We start from the raw sequence: 22,935 nt of genomic DNA on the forward strand, positions 1-22,935 counted from the left end.
ACATTTATAAATAACATGACCTAGCAAACCATGTCACTATAACTGGGATACCAGCAACGCTGTAAAAACTCTCCGCATTCCAGTTATAGCAACTCTGATTGAATATTTATCAAGATTGGCGTTTAACATTAAGCAAAGCAAACAATTCTGACAAATAAAGCTAATTGTATGGTACAAGAAGCCTTCACCTGCTTATTTTAAGCTGTTTATAAATAATGATCAAGCAAAAAACAACAATTAGCCTAAATATTTTTATTTCTGAATTAGTTTATAGATTAACTTGTGTCTAATTGTCGTATTTTAGGCATAAAAATTGTACAATAAAATAAGTATAATACAGTGAGATGAGGGAAATACGATGACAGAAGAAATCGAAGTAAATTTTCAGGCTAAAAATCCTAGTGGAATTAAGTTATTAAATCGTTTATATGATGGGCACTTGGTATTAAATGATCTTGGCGTTCGGCTTGATGAACAGCTAAATAATGAAGATGAAGAACTAACAGTGCCAACTCAAGAAGATGTAGATAATTTGAGCGATACCTTTGGCAAAACGGTTGAAGCCTTCAGCGATATTACCGATGCTTATGGTGATGTTAATAGCTTCGCGGACAATTTTGCGGGTTCAACCAAAAATTTTGCAGAGAAATTGATTACTGAGATGGTTGACTTTAATAACGGGATCGCAGATATTGGCGATACCGAAGGTGGACTTGAGAACTATGATAATGATAAGCTCAATGAATGGGTTAACCAATTAATGAGTGATATTGTTAAAACCAATGATGCTTTTCATATTTTAGTTAACGAATAAGAACAAATTTTTATAATAAGAGCCCCATTCAAAAAATGAGGCTTTTATTATGCTATTTCAGACTAGCAACTGGATAAACTGTATAGTCTGCACGATAAGCAAATAATCTGTGTCCATCAATTACAAACTGAGTTGAATTTTTCATATCACTCTTATGAATGGAAACACTTTTACCAGCAAACACAGCAATTGGCATCCCTAATTGACTTCTGATCATTACGATTTTAGATTGACCATTCCAATCATTTTTGAAGTTCTGGTACATAGTGTTTAAAAGAGGAACAGCACGATTTTGATCATCAATCTTAACATGTTTATTGAATGCGTCTTCATAATTCTTCAAACCCTCATAGGCGATTAAAGTAGAACCAACATGAGTCATACGCTGATGACCATAATCAACATCAATTACACTAGAATTTTCTTTTCCTTTATCGTCTTTTTGGGACATCTTTTTATCAGTATGGATGTTAACTGATTTGGCCTTAATTTGATCAATTTTTTGACCATTGGAATCGTAAGTTGAAACAGTCAATGGCAGTGCACCAATCTTAGAACGCATCGATAGTTCCAAGTTTTGAAAATTACTACAACCAGAAAGAGTAAACAGTAGTATTCCTAAACTGAAAAATAAAGTGATTTTCTTTTTTATGTTCATTTTAAGCTTCCTCGTATTAATACTAATTTATTACAAGCTAATTTTATCATTGTAGGAATGCAAAAAGCACTGAAAAATTCAGTGCTTAGTTGTTCTTAATTAAGTTAAAAATTGCTTGCCTTAACATAGGCATTTTTGCCAACTCGATAGTAGGCTTCATTATTGATGTAATGCTTAGGACCATAGGTTTTGACTGGAGCTCCTTTTCGATAACCTTTCCAGCTAGAATTGAGTGATCCATCATTTTTATAAACGTTTATATCAGATTTAGCTTTACGTGCATTACCAAGAACATTGCTTGACATTACATACTTGTTTTCATCAATTCTAACAACTGATTTGCCATTTTTTAATTTGGTTTTGCCACCATAGTAAGTAATTGTGCTATACGCTTTATAAACTTCACCCGTACGTTGTCCATCACTGCTATAGACATAAGCTTTGTACATTACTTTGCCAGTGTGCTTAGTATTCTTATTAGTCGGCGCTTGAGAAACTGCAGTATTCGAGATGGATAAAGGTAGAATAGTTACGTTACCGTCAGTTGACATCCCTTTCCAATTATCTGTATATTGCCAGATTGCAACGCCTTCCATTGAAGGGAAGTACTTAAAGTTGGGTTTATCAACTCGTCCTGAAATTGCATAAGCAGCTACCCATAAGGAATTAGGATATTTTTCGACGATTGAAGGGGTATTGATGTTGTTTTGTAAAACAGATGAACTTGCGTAGAGCAGAGGTTGATAACCAGCCGATTTGATTTCGTCCATAAAAGCAATAATCGCCTTAGCTGTTACATTTTTACCGTTAGTGATTACATTCCCTTGGCCGGTCTCATAGTCACAGGCTAAATATGAACCTTTAGGTAACCCTAATGCTTGGGCAGAAGAAATTGCATACTTGGCTTCTTTTTTTGCAAGGGATGCATTAGAACTAAACGTAGCAAAATGATAGCCCATTGGCATCATATCATTAGCAATTGCTGATTTAATTTGACTAGCTCCTTTAGGATTACGATAATTAGTGCCTTCACTTACTTTTACAATAGCAAATTGTGAACCAGCTTTAGCGTGAGCGGTTAAATCTGCGCTTTGATAACTAGCTACGTCAATACCTAATTCTTTAGCAGCTACAGAAATTGCAGAGGCTTGAACAAATTGGTGAGTGGAAATAAGATTAGGGATAATATTCATTCCGGTAGTAGTTAACATAGCAGCATAGGCTAATTTGATGATAGTTTTCTTTTTAAACAAATTAATTCCTCCATTATTGGTGGAGAGAGTTAATAGTATCTCTCACTTATAATATCTAAATCTTATATATTATAGGTTACAGTGGTAAGTACCAAAAGACAATAGTAGAGATTGATTATTAATCAATTAGTAATAAGATAGAAATAATTGCAATCAATTTGAGACATATAATGAATTTTAATAAGTATTATTATGTAAAACAAAATATAAAGATTTAAAATATAACTAGATGGACAGAGATGTTAACAGCAAGATATACGAGGAAAAAATATGAAACTAAGTACAAAAATAATGATTAGTTCATTAGCAGTTTTATTGATCAGTACTCCAGCCTTCAATACGTTATTGAATAGCACACCTGCTGACCAGGTAGTACATGCATCTAGTAGTACAGTTATTAAATTAAGCTCTACTGGTAAGGTGCCTATCTTTAACAGTAAGGGTAATCAACTTAATGGACAATTTTTAAAAGGCGGCGAAGTAATCACTTCTTATGGCAAACCAGTGATAATAAGACATAAATATCAAAGAAGTGGCATCTTTCCAACTGTAAAAATCGATGGAAAAAGTTATACTTCTTTAGGTGATGGAGGCTATATTCTTGTTAACCATACTGGTGGCTATACTGCTAAAGGAATGCGTATTGTAAGTAATGCGACAGTTTATAATGAAAAAGGAAAGAAATTATCTACATATCGTGGCAAGCATGCCGTTTTACTTAAAGGATCAACGATTAAATATGGTGGAGCAAAAAACTATAGTATTGCAAGTTCCTACTTCAAAGTTGGTCAAGGACGGTATGTTAGAGACGGTTATGTTCAAAAAATGAGTGGTAAACCGCTATTAATCTTGAATCATAATACCTACGTATATGATAAACAAGGAAAACGCGTAAGCTATGAAGGAAAAAGAAAACTTCTTAATAATAGTGTAGTAACGACTAGTAGCAAAATTAGAGCTGCAAAGAGTGTAGATAAAAATTATTTTTATCAGAGTACTAATATTAAGAATAAAAATAAATTGACTTTTACTACTACTAAAATTAGGAGGCAAAATTGTGTAGCAATTGGCCGAAATAAGTATATTAAGATTAATAATCTTCGAACAGCTAATGGTATGATTTTGTTTACAAAGGGGCCAATTACCGTTACTTTAACTAATTCCAGAGCTGTATATGATGCAAATTTTAAGAAGACTGAATAAATTATGTCAATCAATAAAAAGTGAAACTGGATAAAGTAGTAATTAATAGTAGTTTAAGCGATTCACAACTGTATTTTAAAATTAAAGGAAGCGATAAGTTACTTTATTGGAGTGATTATGGTGAATATCCAGGTGCAATTCGAGCAGCTAATTTTAATCCTAACTACAATGAGGGTAATTATTCATTTTGGTTTAGACAGTTTATGGAATAAATTAGCATTGCTCATAGCTTTGAGGGATGCGTACGTGAGTTACTAGTTTATTGTTATAAGATACAATGATAATATAAAAGCGAGACAGCAACTGCTATCTCGCTATATTTTAATGTAAACTAGTAAAAAAGGTAATTAACCCAAAGATTATTCCTGGAAGGTTAGCTATAAATAATGGCCAATCTTTCTTTTCACCTAGTACAGCATATAATACCCAAATCGTACAGTTGATTGCTGCAACTAGAGGCTGAATTGGATTGCCGTAATTTCCATTCAAATTATTGATAATCTGCGGAATATAGGAAACGTACATCAATACAGATAGTACTGATCCAATCCGTCCAATTCGTAAAACAGTTCGTCGATCTAATCCTTTAAATTTCTTCAACAAATCTCTCCTTCATAATTTCATGTTAATAAAGATAGAGAATAATTGCAAAAGTTAGACATCAAAAGGAGAGCTGCCTCGATTGAAAAACTCTCTTTTAAATCACTTATTTTTCTTTATTAAAAACTAATAAATATAATGCAGCGGTAACTAGTTCAGCTAATCCCTGCATTAGAATAGCAACAGTGGAACCAAATTGTTGCACTATGATGCCACCTAAAAAGGAGCCGATTGGAATCATACAATTGATAATGCTGCTATTAATCGTTTCTATTCGTCCTAAAATGCTCTTGTATTAATATTTGGAAATTGACATTCATGATGCTAATCCAAAAAGCACTGCTCAATGCAAATATTAAAGTCATCACAGGCATACTGCTGGCGATTAGTGCTTCAAGTATTACTGATAATCCTGCTAAAAAAGACAAAGGGTAACTATTTTCTCAAGTTTATTTTTGCCTAATGAAAAATTACTAACTACAGCACTGCCTAGTAATCCACCGATTGAAGAAATAAATTCTAAACTACCGTAACTAAGTGCTGATCTACTTAGATAATGACTTGCAAAATAAGACATCCCTACAGAGGAAATACCATAAAATAAATTAGTTACAGCAAAGGGAATTATCAACGCTAAGATTCTACCTTCATACCTCAAAACCTGCCATCCTTTGATTAAGTCTTTTAGGTAACTATCACTAAAATACTCTTCTTTTTTTAGTTAATAGCACTTTAGGTAAGTACAACTTAGCATAGAAAGCCAAAGCAATTGCAAAAAATAATGCACTAATGATCATTGTCTTATTTAATGATAAATAGGTAATAAGGACAGTAGCTAAGGCATCTAGAAACAAGTCAAGGGCCCTATAGGTCATTTGAAAGAGACCATTAACTCTAGCTAATTCCGTTTTACTAATTATTGCTGGTAGGATTTTCTCTTCTGTCGGATAAATTAGGGTAGAACCAATAGCCGAAAGGATATATACCAATAATATTAGGATAATTACTTGCTGTTTAAAGAAAAATAAGCATACTGTCAAAATACTGAGTATGATTTGACTAAACGTTACGTACTTAAGTAGCTTCTTTACGTGAACTCGATCAATTAACGGTCCAAAAATAAAGGCAAGCATGTCGATCGTTGAATCAGCAATAAAAACTAGTGATAAGATCATTGGTGAATGATACGTCACTTTAAAATACCAAAGGATCGTCATATAAAAAAGCGAATCTGCGATATTAGTAGAAATTCGGCCAATTAGTAATTTCTTTACATTACTGTTTTCTATGTGAATTAAGTTTTTGAACATTTTCCCGTTCCTTTTTTAAAAATATCTTGATAGAACAAGTACTTCTGAAAGTCAGGGAAAAGTTATCTATTTAATTTTAGTTAACAAACCCCAAACTTTCAGAAAAGTTGGGGTTGAGCCTTAAGTAGCGCTTGACGGTTAAAAGAAAATAATTTTCCCGTAAGCTTAAACCTAAGTGGTAGCTAATGAACACTTAGAATTTCATCTCCTGTGTAAAAGATAAGAGCATAATTGCTGGGATACTTAAAATTGCATCTTAGTTAAATAATTCGACCACTTAACTAGAATAGGTTGAGAATTTGGTAAAAGCAAGGCATAAATTATCTTTATTGCACACAACTTCAATGAAGGGATGCGTAAGTTGTTTGATAGAGAGATCAATCTAGTGAAGAGATAGAAATAAACGATGTCAGATAATTCTGGCATCGTTTTTGTTTAGCAGCTGTTGTTAGAATTGTTTAATTAATCAAAAACTTCAATAATATTTATGTAAAAATGCTAATATTAATTATGTTGAAAATCATTTAGCATAAATATTATGAGGTGGAATTATGACATTACCATTTAAAGCAGTCGCAGTAGACATGGATGGAACATTTTTGGATGACCGTAAGCAATACAATCATGAACAATTTGATCAAATTTTGACTGAATTTGAAAAGAGAGGGATTCATTTTATTGTTGCGTCAGGTCGCCCCTATGCGCGACTCCAACAAGATTTTAGTAAGTTTACCGAACAAATGGATTTCGTAACTTTAAATGGTTCTCGTTTGATCATCAAAGGAAAGCAAGCAGCCGGTTATCCGCTAGCTAGACAAGATGTGTTGGATTTGATTCAGGAAGTTGAGGGTAAGTTTGGCAAGCGAGCTATCATGGTCTTTGAAAAAGATATTGCTTATTTACATAGTGCGGTGCCCAAAACAGAACGAGACTTTTTAGCATATTTTGCTGGTAAGAGTGACATAGTTGATAACTGGCATGATTTACCTAATGAAGATATCTTCCAAATCACTGTTGATCTAGATAGCTCACATTACGCAGAAATTGAGCAGATGTTTAACTTAAAGCATCAAAATCAAATTTCTGCATTTGCTTCCGCAAACACAGCGATCGATATTAATGTTCAAGGGATTAATAAAGGAGCTGGTTTGAAGCGACTGTTAGCCAAAATGAATATGACAGGTAATGATTTAATTGCGTTTGGAGACGGCGGCAACGACATTGATATGCTAGATTTTGCTAAGTATTCATATGCTATGGCTAATGGCATGTCCAAAGTTAAGGAACATGCTAAGTTTATTGCACCTGCAAATACTGAAAATGGTGTATTTAAAGTATTAGAAAAGTATCTAGCAGATGAGGACTAAAAGCACAAGTTTGATGCTTAAATTCTAAAGAAAAGTATAATTAATGCTTATCATATACTATATAGTAGACAAATTTGATACTTACCTGTATGATATAGATATAGTTAAAGAAAGCGCTTGATTAATTAGAATTATCAAAAGTAATAGATGTTTTCCAGAAAGCAAAGGTGATCAAAATGCTACATTGGATTTGGGTATTGATTGTCGGCGGTGTAATTGGTCTTATTGCTGGGGCTTTAACGGGTCATGGCAGATCAATGAATTGGATTGCTAATATCGTAGCTGGCTTAGTCGGTTCAACATTGGGTCAAGCTCTGTTATTAGGAGAATGGGGCCCACAAGTTGCAGATATGGCAATTGTTTCATCTATTCTTGGTGCAGTAATTTTGGTGATCGTTGTTGCATTCTTTGTTAACAGATTCCGTACTGCATAAGAAAAAAGTGGCTTTCTAGTACTATAAATTAAGCCTGAATTGAGATTTGTCTCTGTTTTCAGGCTTTTTTGTATAATTACCCATTCCCTAACCGTAGAGGAGGGGAGAAATGAAGGAGAAAGTTTTAGTGCAATTAATGTATCTTGTAGCTAAATATGTATTTATAAGGCCTTTTAATTGATAAAAATCTGATAAGAGTTTAAATATGATTAATTTAAAAAATGGTACCTAGTGGCCATTAGGCTTGATACCAATGGCAATATAGACAGCCTCACGCTCAAAGGTCTCTCGGCGCAGAGGAATGGAAATGTAGGTAGCGTCTAGATAAAACGCAGAAGAACTTATCGCTCAGCTTACGCTTGTGGTAGGCTTCCACCTTGGGAATCATCTGCTTGGAAATATTGGATACTTGAGCGGGGCTGTAATGGCTACCATACATTTTTTCAATCAAATCGGCTATCTCTCTGGTAGTTACGCCTTTGGAGTAAAGCTTGATGATCATGTTTTCCAACACATCTGCGTGTTGCTTGTAGTCAGGCAGCGTGTGCTGATGAAACATGCCGTTGCGGTCTCGTGGTACCTGGATTTCAATCTAGCCAAACTGCGTATCCACCTTGCGAAAGTAGGCACCATTTCTAGAATTGCCAGTGTTCCAGCCATCTCTAGCATAAGGATCATAGCCTAAAAAGGCAGTTAACTCAGCTTCTAGCAGGTCATTAACTGCTTGTTGGAGTTCTTTGCGCAATAAATCGTTTATTTTGTCTTGATTGAATAGAGCTTGAGCAATATTTTTGGTAAAATCATTCATGAAGGAGTTCTTCTTTCTGTATGTGTTTTTTTGTTCAAACCAATCATACGAGAAAGGAACTCCTTTTTCTGCGGAATTTTCGAAAAAAATATTTTTATTGGATTTAATTGAATTAGCTAAAACATTCTGAATCCTTGATATAGCAACAAAATCCTAGTAATATGGGAAGAGTCATCTTGCTAGCATTAAAATTATTGTTTAAATAATATAGCTAAATTTGGATTATGATTTAATATTAAGTAAATTAATGGAGTCAAGGCTAAACAGTAGCAAATAAGTTTTTAAATCCACTGTTTTTGTAATTATATCTGATGAAAATATTTCTACTTTTGACATTTAAATTAGTTATATAATTTTTATATGCTACATGAGATGCATTCTATTTATTGATGAATGATTTAATTTGACTAAGTTTTTGACTAAGTTAATGAGCATAGAGATATAAGTCATATTCTTGTTTCCGCTATAAATAATATTTATTCTAACTTACAGTAATTTTTATTTATTTAAAGGACTAAGTAAAATAAGAGTTGCTTTAATGATTAATTTATTGACCCAAATGAACGAACTTGATCTTAGAATTGTGATCTCAGCATAGAAATCTAAATGATTTTGCAAATGAAAAATAAATATAGGAATGTATTTTTAAATACGACTAAGTAAATTTAAATTCTGAATTTTTTATTTTAAATGCCAATAGGATTTAGATTTACTCTCACAATGTAACTATTTTATTTTTAAATATGATTTTTTAATACTTAGATTTACATAATACAAGTTATACGCAGATATAACATGAATGTTTAACCACTACTCTTCAAAATAAAAAATCCATTTACTGTATTAGTGTAAATGGATTAAAATTCTAAAACTATCTGTTAGCTAAATTATTTAAATCAATCTTTTTATTTTCTTTAAGTGCAATTAAATAGATTATATTAATTGCGGTAAGTAATATTACTGCAAACCAAATTGTTTTTAAAATAAATATTTTTTGCAGTAAAAATATTTTTTGCAGTAAAGCTGAGACAATTGCACCTAATCCGAATGATATCACCAGTAACATATAATTTACTGTAGCTGTATGTTTGCTTTTATCTTCACCAAAGAAAAATGCGCTCCAAGCAACGACTGATTTTTTTAAATTACCAGTTGTAAATGCATTGTTATATGTAAATGCATTGTTATATCCCATTCCCTCAATTTTGCTGAAGGATGCGTTCTGGATTGCTAATCCAAATGCAATTGATGGAACTATGTAAAAATTTGGTACACTTTTAGGCAAAAAACCAACTACAGCACAAATTACTAAAATCGAAAATAAACAAAAAACGCGCCAATAATGACTTTTAACATACTTATGAAATAAGCCTACCATTAGCAAGCCAAGCGAAAATGCAATAAATGTACTAGCACGATTTATCATGCCTGGAATGTTATGATCAGCCAAAGCTGAACTAAAAAAGATCACATTTCCCGTCTGTCCAGCAGAAAGTGTATGTCCTCTTTGGATATATGTGTATGCATCAATAAATCTACCACAGAAAGTCAAAGCACAAGCTAATTGTCGTGACTCCGCTGGTTGATTACTATGAATAATATCTTTTAAACTCATATTTCTTCCCCAATCCTCTTCCTAGTTTAAAGTCAATAACTATTATAGGCTTTAATAAAATTTATGTTTAGCTTAATTTATTTAAAGTTTTAAAGATTATTTTTAAATTAATAAGATTAAAAAGTTTAAATACTTAATTTGATTTTTGTTTTGTGTTAGAGTTGCATAAATGATTGATCTAGTAATGTTTAAATTAATCATTAAATAAGCTAATATTATTACTTAATATAATGTAAGTTAATAATATTAAAATAGTTTATTCATTTTTAGTAAAATCTTTAGTAAAATTTTTATAGTCTATAACTATAGGAATATACATAACTTGAAAGGATCGAATGCTTTGTGAATATTAATTTAGGAGAAGAAATTTCTCGTAGAAGACGTGACCAGAAACTTACACAAGAAGATCTGGCTGAATTGAGTGACCTTTCAGTAAACTTTATTTCACGTTTGGAAAGAACCAAAGATCAAAACATTAGTATTCAAAAGCTTGATTCAATTGCTAGAGCTTTGAATACTACCACACCAGATATTATTAACAATGCCTATCGAATTAAAAAGATTAAACCAGAAAATCCTGTCGCTGTTACTCCCATCTTTATTCAAAAGGTTACTAATGAATTAAGAAAATTACCTCCAGATAAAGCTGAACGAGTATGTAAGTCTCTGATCGTTCTCTTAAAAGAAATTAATTAAAAAAGAAGCCGTTAACTGCTACACGCTGGTTAATGGCTTCTTTTTACTTAATTGATAAAATTTTTTATTCTTCTACATTTATTGAATTTATAATTACGTCGGTGATTGGCCTATCCATCTTGTTTTTCTTGACTTTAGCAATTTCATCAACAACATCCATGCCTGCGATAACTTGACCAAAAACTGTATGTCGCCCATCTAACCATGTTGTTCCACCTTGTTTGTATGCATGAATAATTTCTTTAGGATATCCAGCTGGTGCCATTTGTTTGATATAACGCTTGGGCATATTCTTATTTTGAACTATAAAAAACTGACTTCCATTAGTATTTGGACCAGAGTTAGCCATTGACAAAGCACCACGTATATTGAACAATTTACGGGAAAATTCGTCTTCAAATGGATGCCCCCAGATACTTGTTCCACCTGTACCGTTACCCTGAGGATCACCACCTTGAATCATGAAATCACTAATTACACGATGAAAAATAGTATCATTATAATACCCCTTTTGTGCTAAGCGAACAAAATTTTCAACAGTCATTGGTGTTTCTTCTGGAAACAATTGAATTTTTATATCACCATGATTAGTTTTAAGGGTAGCTTTAGGACCGGCTACCTTATCTAGACTTAATTACGGATAGCTCATTAAATTTCCTCTTTTTATGATAATCTATAAAAATAAAAGGCTGCTCAAAAAGCAACCTTTTATTTTAGCTTAATGATTAAGCATTAAATGCATCAGTAAGTGGTGGTACTACTTGCTTTTTACGTGATACAACACCTGGTAATTTAGCTTCTGAATCACTTAATTCTTTGTTAAATGCTTTTTCAAAGAATGACTTGGTTTCATCGGATCCAACAACTAAAGCTTCTGAATCTGAATCCAGGATATTAGTAATTAAAAGCATAAACATATCGTAGTTATTATCTTGAGCTGATGTTTTCATGGCTTTTAAGAAAGCATCTTTACGTTCCAAAGCTTCTGGTAAGTCAACAACATTGATTTGAGCTACACGGACGTTATGACCATTTAATTCAAAGCTCTTAGCATCTAAATCGATCAATTCTTCTTCTGACTTATTACTGATATTAGTACCAGCTTTAAGCATAGCTAAACCATATTCATTGTAATTCACACCAGCAAGTTTAGCTAAAGCTTTAACCGCCTTCTTATCATCATCAGTAGTAGTTGGTGATTTAAGAAGTAAAGTATCTGAAATAATTGCTGAGAGCATTAAACCAGCAAGTTTTTCAGGAATTTCTACACCGAACTCATTAAACATCTTCCAAACGATAGTTGAAGTACACCCTACAGGCTCAGCACGATAATACAAAGGATCTGCAGTATTGAAGTTCATAATTCTGTGGTGATCTACCACGTGAGTAACCTTAACTTTGTCAATATCAGAAACACTTTGTTGAGGTTCGTTGTGGTCTACTAACATTACAGCTTTAACTTCAGGAGCAGCTTCCTTAATTACACGAGGAGCTTTAAAGCCAAACTGTTTAAGTGCATATGCAGTTTCATCATTAGGCTCACCTAAAGCTACAGCTTCAGTATTGTAACCCAATTTGTTTTGCAAGTATGAAAATGCAATTGCAGTACCAATAGCATCTGTATCAGGATTTTGATGTCCGAAAACAAATTCTTTTTCCATAGAATAAATTGCCTCTTTTTCTATTTTTATTTTACTTCTTCTAATAGTTTACTAAAGTCCTCGTGCTTAGCCAAGAAATTTTCCCATTCTTTTAGCAGATTTTGCATTCTAGGAATTTCTAATTTACCTTTACGATATACGTAAGAAATATGGAATTCCCGTTCCCCTTGTAAATAAACAGGGGTTAAATTGGAATCTTCGATTTCTTTACTATGAGAATCATAGTATGATTGTGTAATAAAAGTATCATAATCTGTACCCTCTGCCAATTGAATCATTTCCTTGGTAGAAGCGATCTTGACAGGGATATTCAATTCATTCTTTTTACCGAAATATTCCTTCATTAACGGTGTTAAGTAACAATCATCAGGATAAGCAACCCATTTTCTGTTTAAAAAGCGGGAAACTGGATAGGTTTTTCCTGCTTCAACAGTGTTCTTGTGAGTCAAAATAATTAGACGATCAGACCGAATGTTTTGATGGTTATATTGATGACGCAAATTTGTTTCTTCTTTTTTGGTATTGTCTGGCAAATACATAATTGCCAAATCAATCAGATTAGTATCTAATCTGCGCCATAATTCTTTACGGTCAAAATAATCGATCGTAAATGTTACATCTGGGTATTTCTTATTGAAGGAGTGTAAAAATTGATAAAAAATACTTGTATTAAGAGTATTTAGAATACCGATTGAAATGTGACCTTTATCAGCTTGTGTATATTCTTGAATATCACTTACAACTCCGTTGATAGTGTTAAGCAATTCAACAGCTGCAGATTCCATTTCTTTACCTGCTTCAGTCAAATATAGCTTCTTACCCATTTGGCCAAACAAAGGAGCACCAATAGCATGTTCCAATTTTTTAACTTGCTGTGTTAAAGCGGGCTGTGTAATACCTAAGATTTGCGCAGCTTGAGTGTAGTTCATCGTATCAATCAATTGTAAAAAATAACGCAAGGATTTGGCCGACAATATCGTATCTGTTTTAGGCATAATAATTATCTTCTTTCCCAAAATATTATTTCATGATAAGCCGTGTCCCATAACACATTTTATTATCTATCCAAAAATAGATAGTGTCAAAACATACGGCTTATAAGTAATAATGCGCTATCATAAATTGATTGAAACATTGTCAATCATTAATTAGGGTTACTAATCGGCCGCCCCAATTGTACATTGATTGGTGTTCCGTCAACTGTTGTATCAATTACAAATGAACCGTTTGAATAACGATCGCCCAGTGGAAATTCATTAGTTTTGATTTCAATATGACGATCGCTTGAAGTGGTGACTTGTAAAATATGATTTTGAGCATAAAAAGCGAAACCCGCAATTCTATGCGGCTTGGTTTTAAGCTCACGTAAGACTAATACTCCACGTTTAGCCCTAGATACTTTGTTAACTAATTCCAATTTAAATTGTTTGAAAGCACCTCGTTGCGTAATTAATCCAACATGGATTAGATCAACATATTTTTTATCAACGAGTACATAACCAACAATATAATCGTCATCTTTTAAGTTAACGGATTTAACACCGATAGCTTTAGCACCAGAAGACGGCACTTCGCTGATATTGTATCTAACTGCATATGCACGGTGGGTAAATAGGGTAATTTCTTTCTCAGCAGCTTCTTTAATTAAGTCGACGCCTACTACTCTGCTATCTTTGTTCTTTAATCGAATTGCAGTCATCGCACGAGATTTATAAGTTCTAGTTGGTTGCAAATTAGCTAATTCTACTTGTTTAATGTAACCATCATTAGTAGCAAGCAAAAAACTTACATTTAAGTCTAATGTACTAAATGTAAAGGCACGAATAATTTGTTCGTCAGTATCTAGGCCAATCTCTTGAGAAAGATGCTGTCCAGTTTCTTTCCATTTAGCTTCTACCAACTCATGTACTGGTCGATAAATTACATTGCCGCGATTAGTAAACAGATAAAGATTAGTTAGTGTAGAAAGCGTATTTTCGTAAACCACCGTATCACCATCCGGCAATCCATTATCAGTATCGTCAGTTGATTGATAAGAACGTAAAGATGATCGCTTTAAGTAACCATCACGACTAATTAAAACACGTACTTGTTCATCAGCAACTAATGCTGTTTCGTCAATTTCGACCTTAGCACTTTCTTCTGAGATTTGAGTACGACGAGGATTGCTAAATTCTTTTTTGACAGCGGAAAGTTCCTTAATGATTTCTTTTTCCAAAGTCTTGCGATCTGATAAAAGCTTTCGGAACTTTTTAGCTAACTTATTTAATTTATTTTGTTCAGCAATTAGTTCGTTAACATCGGTGTTAGTTAAACGATATAGTTGTAAAGAAACAATAGCCTCAGCTTGTTTAGCTGTAAATTTATATTTTGTAGTTAAATTCTTTTTAGCGTCGGTCTTATTCTTAGATGCGCGAATTGTCTTAATTACTTGATCCAGGATATCCATGGCATGAATTAATCCTTGAATTATTTCAAGACGTGCTTCAGCTTTGTCTAAGTCAAACTTAGTTCGTTTAGTAACAACCTCTTTTTCATGTTCTAAATAAGAAGACAAAATCCGCTTTAATCCAACTTGAACAGGAGTCATATGGTCAATTGCAACCATATTGAAGTTATAGGAGACTTGTAAATCTGTATTTTTAAACAGATAATTTAGGATATTTTGTGCGTCGGCATCTTTTTTTAGTTCAACGACTATTGATAAACCATGACGATCAGTTTCGTCACGAACTTCAGCGATTCCATCGATTTCTTTGTTCAAGCGTATTTCATCGATTTTTTTAACTAAAAGGGCTTTGTTAACGTCAAATGGGATTTCTGTAGCTACAATTTCTTGTCGATGGCCCCGAATTTCCTGAATGCTGGTTTTAGCACGTACTTGAATGCGGCCGCGACCAGTTTGGTATGCTTCCTTAATACCCTTTGTGCCCATTACAATGGCACCTGTTGGAAAGTCTGGCCCCTTAACATATTTCATTAGATCTTCTAATGTGGCATTAGGATGCTTTAATAAATAAATTGTTGCATCAATAACTTCACCTAAGTTATGAGGTGGAATTTCTGTAGCGTAACCTGATGAAATACCCGTTGAGCCATTTACTAATAAATTAGGAAAACGAGCTGGCAAAACAGTTGGTTCATATTCAGTATCATCGAAGTTAAGCACCATGTTGACAGTTTGCTTATCAATATCTTGTAAAAGCATATTAGAAATTTTGCTTAAACGAGATTCTGTATAACGCATAGCGGCTGGGCCGTCTCCGTCCATTGAGCCATTATTACCATGCATTTCTACAAGCGGTTCACGCATTTTCCAATCTTGTGACAAGTGCACTAAAGCACCATAAATTGAGCTATCCCCATGTGGGTGAAAATTACCCATGATATTACCGACAGCTTTGGCAGCCTTTTTAAATGGCTTATCATACGTATTACCATCTTGATACATTGCATAAAGAATACGCCGCTGAACAGGCTTCAAGCCATCACGAATATCAGGTAAGGCACGCTCTTGAATGATATATTTTGAATATCGCCCAAAACGTTCGCCCATTACTTGTTCAAGTGGCATTTCACGAATTCGTTCTTTTGTGGCCATTAATTTTAAAACCTTCTTTATTAATCTTCAGATTCTAGAATTGAGCCATCTTCGCCCATTCTAAATTTGACATTTTCTTCAATCCACTTTCTTCTTGCAGCTACTTTATCGCCCATTAAGGTGGTAACTCTTCTTTCTGCAAGAGCAGCGTCATCAATTTTTACTCTAATTAACATTCTGGAATCAGGATTCATAGTTGTTTGCCAAAGTTGTTCAGCATTCATCTCGCCCAATCCCTTAAAACGTTGTAGAGAATAGCCGCGACCCATTTTCTTTTCATCCTCAGCTAATTCTTCATCTGTCCAAGCATATTGAATCTTAGCTTTTTTACCGCGCCCTTTTTGTAAGCGATATAACGGTGGCAAAGCAATATAGACCTTGCCTTTTTCGACCATTGGACGCATATAGCGATAGAAGAAAGTCAACAGCAAAATTTGAATGTGGGCACCATCATCATCCGCATCAGTCATGATAATAACTTTATCATAATTAGAGTCTTCAACATTGAACTCAGCCCCAACACCTGCACCAATCGTATAAATCATGGTATTGATTTCTTCGTTTTTAAAAATATCTTGCAATTTTGCTTTTTGAGTATTTAAAACTTTACCACGAAGAGGAAGAATTGCTTGAAAGCGTCTGTCACGACCTTGCTTAGCAGAACCACCAGCTGAATCCCCTTCGACTAGGAATAATTCATTCTTCTTAGGATTACGAGATTGGGCTGGTGTCAATTTTCCTGAAAGGACTTCTTTTTTCCGTCTCTTCTTACCGTTTCTGCTTTCATCTCTTGCCTTTTTAGCAGCTTCGCGTGCATCCCTGGCTCGTTGAGCCTTTTTCACTAAATCTTGGGCTAACTCACCGTTTTCCATCAAGTAATATGACATTTTCTCATAAACAAGAGAATCAACTGCAGAACGTGCTTGTGGTGTACCTAGCTTTCCTTTGGTTTGACCTTCGAATTCAAGTAATTCTTCTGGAATCTTAACAGATAAAACAGCACTTAAACCCTCACGATAGTCTGAACCATCAATATTTTTGTCTTTTTTACCAAGCAATCCCTGCTTTTTGGCATAATCATTAAACGCACGAGTAAAGCCACTACGAGCTCCTGATTCATGAGTACCGCCATCACCAGTACGAACATTATTAACAAATGAAACTAAATTTTCGGAATAACCATCACTGTATTGTCCAGCAAATTCAATTTCCATCCCATCTTGCTTTCCTTCAAAATAGAAAACATCGCTAATGGTTCCTTTGCCTTCATTAAGATATGATACAAATGATTTGATACCATTATCATATTGAAAAACGTCATGATGATTAGGTTCACGCTCGTCAGTTAAATCAAATTTCACGCCCTTAAGCAAGAAAGCAGATTCACGAATACGTTCTTGAATTGTCTCATATTTATACTTAGTCGTTGAAAAAATAGTTTCATCCGGCTTAAAAGTAATTGTTGTACCTGTAGGATCCTTGGTTTTACCTAAGCATTTAAGCGTGCCTACGGGATGCCCACCATCTTTAAATTCTTCTTCGTAAGCCTTACCATCACGAACTACACGAACTTTCATATAACTTGAAAGAGCATTAACTACAGAAGAACCTACACCGTGCAGACCACCTGAAGTTTTATAATTTTGCTCAGTAAACTTACCGCCAGCATGTAATACAGTTAAAATAACCTCAATAGTAGGCTTACCGGACTTATGCATTCCAGTAGGCATACCACGACCAAAGTCTCTTACAGTCACGCTATTATCTTTATGGATGGTCACATCAATTTCTTTACCGAAGCCAGCCATTGCTTCGTCAACTGAGTTATCAACAATTTCGTAAACTAGTTGATTAAGTCCATGTATATCAGTTGAACCGATATACATCCCCGGACGTTTACGCACGGCTTCTAGGCCATGCAATATTTGAATTGAAGAATCATCATAAGTATTAGCTTTTGCCACTAAAAATCCCCCATTTATTCATTTATTCAGCAACTCCCATATATTTAAAAGATAATCTTTGCTAAAATAGCGATAGATTAATAGGAGTTGTTAAATATGTTTGCATTAAAAATTGCATCGTTGTTTATTTTAGCATACTTGATTGGATCGTTTCCGACCGGTGTGCTGGTAGGAAAGATTTTCTTTCACAAGGATATTAGAAAATACGGATCAGGTAACATTGGTACTACTAATGCCTTTAGAGTATTAGGACCGGTTGCTGGCATAATAGTCTTCTTGATTGATTTCTTCAAAGGAACATTAGCTACCTTGCTGCCTGTACTCTTTAATCTAGGGTCACATTATCTTTGCTTAGTCTTCGGCTTAGCCGCAATCTTAGGTCATGCCTTCTCTATCTTCTTAAAATTTAAAGGAGGCAAGGCAGTTGCTACTTCTGCTGGATTCTTACTCGGATATAATGTCCATTTTTTCTTAATCTGTGCGATTATCTTCTTCCCTATCTTATTTATTACAAGTATGGTCTCACTAACTAGTTTGATCTCAGTAGTTTTAATCTTTATTGCTTCATTTTTCTTCCACGACATTGCCTTAAGCATTATCAGTGGATTGCTCGTAGTCTTAATCTACTGGAGTCACCGAAGCAATATCGTCCGAATTGAACACCATCAGGAAAATATGGTGCCTTTTGGATTAGTCTACTGGTATAAAAAGAAACATACTAAGTCAAACTAAAATATAAAACCAGCAAGTTTGTAACTTGTTGGTTTTTTAGTTACTTAATCATTATACTTTTGCAAACAATAGTTCGCAAGTCTAAAGGCAAAAATTATTGCAGAATCTTTAATAAATCATCCCTGTTCATTACTGCACTAGCAATACTGTCATTGCTTAAGATAGCGTTCGCTAATTCCGCCTTTTTTTGTTGCAACGCAATTATTTTCTCTTCAATAGTATCTTGCGCAACCATCTTATAAATTTTCACAGAATGTTTCTGTCCAATCCGGTGAGCTCGATCCGTTGCTTGATTCTCTGCAGCTAAGTTCCACCAGGGATCATAATGAATGACTACATCTGCACTGGTTAAATTGATTCCCGTACCTCCTGCCTTAAGAGAAATTAAAAAGACAGCAGTTTTATCGGATGAGTTGAAGCTGTGAATTTGTTCTTGGCGTTTTTCTTTAGGCGTTGCACCAGTAATTGTATAAAGAGTGATGTGTAGCTTGCTCAGTTTTTCATGTAAAATATCTAACATTGAGGTAAATTGTGAAAATAACAGGATCTTATGTCCATTCTCTAAATTATCTTGAATTAGATTGATAGTTGCAATTAATTTAGCTGATTGCCCATGATAATTTTCATAAAGCAGATGAGGATCACAACAAATCTCTCGGATTTTGGTAATCTGTGCTAGAACTTGAAAACGTGATTTCTTAAAATCAGCATTCCCTTGCCCATTTAATTGGGCAATAATTTTTTGCGTCTGTAAATTATACAATTCAGCTTGTTTTCCGCTCATTTTAACTTTTACGATTTCTTCATCTTTTTCTGGTAAATCCGCTAACACATCTTTTTTAAGACGTCGCAAGATAAATGGCGCTACTTGATCACTCAACTGCTTTTGAATATCCTGCTTATTCTCTTTAACAATTGGGATTTCATACTTTTTTCTAAAATCTAGATAGCTTCCTAAAAATCCAGGCATTAAATAGTCAAAAATGCTCCACAGCTCACTTAATTTATTTTCTATTGGGGTTCCAGTTAAAGCTAATTTGTGATGAGCTTGAATGACTTTTACAGATTGGGCAGTAACAGATTGATAATTTTTTATGTTTTGAGCTTCATCAATAATTTCTAAATCGAAAGTTAGCCCTTGATATGCTTCTAGATCATGGTTAAGGGATTGATAAGAAGTAATCAATAAATCATAATTTTGCGCGTCACGTAATAAACTAGTACGTGCCTGTTTATTACCGCCTAAAACAGCAACACGTAAATTAGGTGTAAACTTATTAGCTTCATTCTGCCAATTATAAACAACCGAGGCTGGTGCAACTATCAAACTAAATGAATGCTCTTTCTTTTGCTCCTTTCTGGCTAATATTAAAGCAAGAATTTGTAGCGTTTTACCTAGTCCCATTTCATCAGCTAGTAAGCCACCAAAATTATAATTGACGATTGTACTTAGCCAATTAAAACCAGCTTTTTGATAGGGCCGCAAAATCCGTGCTAAACTGGCCGGCACCATATTTTGCTTTAGTTGATTTTTGGATAAATCATCAATGAGGGCTTTAAAATCGGCATTGCTTGAAAAATGCAAAGCATTAGCGCTCTTCATTTTTTTAGCGAGATAAAAAGCACGATAAGCTGGCAAATTTAGCTTGCCATGGATAAAATCTTTAAATTTAATGCCCAAATCATGCAATGTTTGTGCTAATTGTTCGATAGTTGGTTGAGCTGTTTTTTGTAAAAGCCCACTTTGTAAAACAAAATAATGACGTTTTTCTTGATAAGCTTTTAAAGCAGCTTGAATATCTTCCCACTTATACTTAGGTCCATTTAAATCGACATCAAGTAAATCATCAGTTAAATTAACACTGACACCAACCTCCATCTTAGTTTTAATTCCTTTTAAAAGCGTTCTAAAATTAGCAGTAATTTGAACATTGCCTAACTGCTTCAGGTTAGTAATTCCATTATCTAGGAAAGCATCTAAAGTATCGATCTCATCATTAGATAGGATATACTGCCCATCTTTAAAATTATTAAAATAACGTTTAACTTGAGCTTGAACTTTTTCTTCTTGATCAGCTTCTCGTTGTTCAGTTTCTGTATAATAGCGATTGAGTTCATATTCCTTATGCCCATATTGAACTGTGGCCTTTAAAAGAACCTTGCCATTACGATAGTCTAACTTAAATATAAAATTAGCTTCTGGTGGCAAAGCAGCTTTTAATTCTTTTGCACCAGTGACTTTTAAGTGCTCCGCTTTTCCTAATCTAGGCAAAACCTTGTAAGCGAATTTATTAATTGTTTTCTTGCTAAAGTGTAAATCATCACCGGGATACAAGCCCAGTTGATAAAGGTAGTCAGGTGTTATGCCGTCATACTCAATCCAAACGCCCTTATAAAAACCATAGTAATGGCGATTTCCTCTAATCAGCCGTTTCCTGGCGTATAAATTGCCTACTTGAACATCTGCAGCATCATGGTCCATCGTAATCTTCAGATCAAGATTTAACTTATCTTTGGTGTAGCCGACAGGATGTTTATCGATGTAGAGCTTAGTACCGTGATAAAGCAAATCGTTTACATCATCAGCAATTGAATGCTCAAGTTCAATCTTTTCAATTGGGCTACTAGTATAGTAAGAACCTAAATTTCGTGCATCAACTACTCTAGTAATGAAATTTAACCATTTATGAGAAGAATGATCCATTTTTTGTGGATTAATTGGTTCATTAAAGAATTTACCTAGTCTTACAGGTTGCCTGCTTTCAACGTTATCTAAGAGCTCATATAAGTCTCGTACCTTATATAAGTGAGTGCCTTTCCCTAATTTAAATGAGATGGCTGGCAAGTCCGTATAAGTATTAATAAAAGCACGCAAAGTAATTGGTTCATCATTAGACGCAGGTTCATCATTGTATAAAGACAGTAGATTATGTGCAGCTTGGTTAGTAAGATCAAAAGGATTATCTATAATGTATTCTTGTATAAACTTAAGCAAACCCAAAATTGTCACAGCTTGCTGATCCTTAATTCTTGATAGTGATTGTACTGCAATGGAGATCAATTGCCAGCGAGCAAATTTAATGATCAGAGTTAAATCTTGCCCATCATTATCTACAAATTCCCAGATATATTGATAATTTTGCATTTTATTATCAAAACTGCGAAATTGAGTTAGTGTCAATTGCTGGTCAAGTTGTAAAGCATGTTCATATTCTTTTTCAGTAAATACACGTTGCCCAATAATATTGAAAGGATCTACAGCAGGAGCAGCTTGTAAGATTTTCTGCTTAATATCTGTAGGAAGCCAATCTTTGAATGAAATTTTGGGGTCGTTAGATTCTATAGCAGGATCTAGTTGCTGTTGATATTGTTCTATTGCCAGTAATGAGGCCACTTCATGCTTACAACGATGTCCTTTTTGTGCCCAGGAACAATTGCAGGCTAGTTTAGATGCGCGACCATCAGGACGAAGCCGACCGGAAACATCATAGTATTTTCCTACCCCTCCCTGAACAACAGCTGTAAAATGTTCATGATCAGCCTCCAGGTTTTTATTTAGTACCATTTCATTTTCATAATATACTTCTCCGCGATTAAGAATACGCTGAGAAAATAGCCTTCGCCAATTAGCCATAGAAAAGTCTCCTTATTGTTGATTAATTAACTTTATGATAAAGAATTGAGCTAAAAAATGATAGTCAAATAGCCTATAATTAAGATGTAAGATATTAGTAAATGAGGTAAAAACTATGTTAGTGAGAAGAGTCGTCAAAACCACCTTATTATGTGGTTTGAGTTTAATTGTTGGCAAAGCAATTAGCGAGCAAAAACACCAAAATGACGTTAAGAAAATCTTGAGTGCCAATTATATGGATGATCACACCAAGGTAGAATTAATGCAGGATCTGAATGGCATTAAAGTTGATCATCGCGTTGAAGCAAAGAAAATCAACAAAGAAAAGCTACAGAGTAAGATTACTACTGCAAAAGAAAAATCACTAATATTGGCTAAAAATGTAGCTGACCATTTTGTTCATAAAATCATTAAATAACCTAATTGCATTCCTAAATAGTATTGCTATTGTGGGATGCTTTTTTACATTAAAATGAGCATTTTAGTATTAACAAACGCATTGATCCTTTTATAATATGAAGTGTAAGGAGTTCGCTATTAACATATTTACTTATAGAATCATGCAATAATGTAAATGCGATACAG

16 protein-coding genes and 4 pseudogenes are annotated in these 22,935 nt (G+C 34.0%); 8 read left to right on the plus strand and 12 right to left on the minus strand.

Annotated elements, in window-relative coordinates:
- Positions 1–358: 358 nt before the first annotated feature.
- Entirely contained in the window at positions 359–814 is a 456-nt protein-coding gene (locus tag ICI50_RS04895; RefSeq protein ID WP_013854024.1) for a hypothetical protein, read from the plus strand.
- Positions 815–866: 52 nt separating this feature from the next.
- On the opposite strand, the gene ICI50_RS04900 is transcribed toward ICI50_RS04895, so the two are convergent.
- A complete protein-coding gene (locus ICI50_RS04900; protein WP_188892054.1) occupies positions 867–1,472 on the minus strand; it encodes a DUF5052 family protein in 606 nt (201 codons plus the stop codon).
- A gap of 104 nt (positions 1,473–1,576) precedes the next feature.
- Positions 1,577–2,725: a GH25 family lysozyme gene (locus ICI50_RS04905; protein WP_188892056.1), complete on the minus strand. Its 1,149-nt coding sequence runs from the start codon at positions 2,723–2,725 to the stop codon at positions 1,577–1,579.
- Between the two features lie 270 nt (positions 2,726–2,995).
- On the opposite strand from ICI50_RS04905, the gene ICI50_RS04910 reads away from it, so the two are divergent.
- Complete coding sequence (locus tag ICI50_RS04910; RefSeq protein WP_188892058.1) at positions 2,996–3,928, plus strand: SLAP domain-containing protein; 933 nt, start codon at positions 2,996–2,998, stop codon at positions 3,926–3,928.
- 321 nt (positions 3,929–4,249) lie between these two features.
- Here ICI50_RS04910 and ICI50_RS04915 read toward each other — a convergent pair whose 3' ends face one another.
- Both ICI50_RS04915 and ICI50_RS11030 read right to left on the minus strand, forming a co-directional pair.
- Positions 4,250–4,531: a SemiSWEET family transporter gene (locus tag ICI50_RS04915; protein WP_081462945.1), complete on the minus strand. Its 282-nt coding sequence runs from the start codon at positions 4,529–4,531 to the stop codon at positions 4,250–4,252.
- Between the two features lie 103 nt (positions 4,532–4,634).
- Positions 4,635–5,838 (minus strand): annotated as a pseudogene (locus ICI50_RS11030) (MFS transporter).
- 319 nt (positions 5,839–6,157) lie between these two features.
- On the opposite strand from ICI50_RS11030, the pseudogene ICI50_RS11035 reads away from it, so the two are divergent.
- The 3 genes and pseudogenes from ICI50_RS11035 to ICI50_RS04930 all read left to right on the plus strand — a co-directional run.
- Positions 6,158–6,235, plus strand: a pseudogene (locus ICI50_RS11035) (ABC transporter permease); the annotation flags it as partial.
- Between the two features lie 154 nt (positions 6,236–6,389).
- The gene (locus ICI50_RS04925) at positions 6,390–7,205 is read left to right on the plus strand and encodes a Cof-type HAD-IIB family hydrolase (RefSeq protein WP_056941215.1); all 816 of its coding nucleotides are present in this window, start codon (positions 6,390–6,392) and stop codon (positions 7,203–7,205) included.
- A gap of 176 nt (positions 7,206–7,381) precedes the next feature.
- Complete coding sequence (locus tag ICI50_RS04930; protein WP_054640390.1) at positions 7,382–7,639, plus strand: GlsB/YeaQ/YmgE family stress response membrane protein; 258 nt, start codon at positions 7,382–7,384, stop codon at positions 7,637–7,639.
- Between the two features lie 231 nt (positions 7,640–7,870).
- Here ICI50_RS04930 and ICI50_RS04935 read toward each other — a convergent pair.
- Positions 7,871–8,447 (minus strand): annotated as a pseudogene (locus tag ICI50_RS04935) (IS256 family transposase); the annotation flags it as partial.
- Positions 8,448–9,318: 871 nt separating this feature from the next.
- Complete coding sequence (locus ICI50_RS04940; protein WP_188892060.1) at positions 9,319–10,062, minus strand: YoaK family protein; 744 nt, start codon at positions 10,060–10,062, stop codon at positions 9,319–9,321.
- Between the two features lie 342 nt (positions 10,063–10,404).
- On the opposite strand from ICI50_RS04940, the gene ICI50_RS04945 reads away from it, so the two are divergent.
- Positions 10,405–10,758 carry a helix-turn-helix domain-containing protein gene (locus tag ICI50_RS04945; protein ID WP_188892062.1) on the plus strand — a complete coding sequence of 118 codons (354 nt, stop codon included), beginning with the start codon at positions 10,405–10,407 and terminating at the stop codon, positions 10,756–10,758.
- A 64-nt stretch (positions 10,759–10,822) separates the two neighbouring features.
- On the opposite strand, the pseudogene ICI50_RS04950 reads toward ICI50_RS04945, so the two are convergent.
- From ICI50_RS04950 to parE, 5 genes and pseudogenes are all read right to left on the minus strand, one after another.
- Positions 10,823–11,407, minus strand: a pseudogene (locus ICI50_RS04950) (peptidylprolyl isomerase).
- A gap of 76 nt (positions 11,408–11,483) precedes the next feature.
- Positions 11,484–12,419: a manganese-dependent inorganic pyrophosphatase gene (locus tag ICI50_RS04955; protein ID WP_013854035.1), complete on the minus strand. Its 936-nt coding sequence runs from the start codon at positions 12,417–12,419 to the stop codon at positions 11,484–11,486.
- A 26-nt stretch (positions 12,420–12,445) separates the two neighbouring features.
- A complete protein-coding gene (locus tag ICI50_RS04960) occupies positions 12,446–13,414 on the minus strand; it encodes a LysR family transcriptional regulator (RefSeq protein WP_013854036.1) in 969 nt (322 codons plus the stop codon).
- 149 nt (positions 13,415–13,563) lie between these two features.
- Complete coding sequence (parC, locus tag ICI50_RS04965; RefSeq protein WP_013854037.1) at positions 13,564–16,020, minus strand: DNA topoisomerase IV subunit A; 2,457 nt, start codon at positions 16,018–16,020, stop codon at positions 13,564–13,566.
- A 20-nt stretch (positions 16,021–16,040) separates the two neighbouring features.
- Positions 16,041–17,984 carry a DNA topoisomerase IV subunit B gene (gene parE / locus ICI50_RS04970; RefSeq protein ID WP_056941217.1) on the minus strand — a complete coding sequence of 648 codons (1,944 nt, stop codon included), beginning with the start codon at positions 17,982–17,984 and terminating at the stop codon, positions 16,041–16,043.
- Positions 17,985–18,080: 96 nt separating this feature from the next.
- Between parE and plsY the strand changes: the two genes are divergently transcribed.
- Complete coding sequence (gene plsY, locus ICI50_RS04975; protein WP_013854039.1) at positions 18,081–18,716, plus strand: glycerol-3-phosphate 1-O-acyltransferase PlsY; 636 nt, start codon at positions 18,081–18,083, stop codon at positions 18,714–18,716.
- A 94-nt stretch (positions 18,717–18,810) separates the two neighbouring features.
- Here plsY and ICI50_RS04980 read toward each other — a convergent pair whose 3' ends face one another.
- A complete protein-coding gene (locus ICI50_RS04980) occupies positions 18,811–22,350 on the minus strand; it encodes an SNF2-related protein (RefSeq protein ID WP_188892064.1) in 3,540 nt (1,179 codons plus the stop codon).
- A 115-nt stretch (positions 22,351–22,465) separates the two neighbouring features.
- Between ICI50_RS04980 and ICI50_RS04985 the strand changes: the two genes are divergently transcribed.
- Positions 22,466–22,768 (plus strand): hypothetical protein, encoded by a 303-nt coding sequence (locus ICI50_RS04985; protein ID WP_013854041.1) that lies wholly within the window; start codon positions 22,466–22,468, stop codon positions 22,766–22,768.
- The last annotated feature ends 167 nt before the right edge of the window (positions 22,769–22,935 follow it).

Origin of the sequence: Lactobacillus kefiranofaciens (genome assembly GCF_014656585.1) — a bacterium.
In the GTDB taxonomy this organism is placed as follows: Bacteria; Bacillota; Bacilli; order Lactobacillales; family Lactobacillaceae; genus Lactobacillus; species Lactobacillus kefiranofaciens.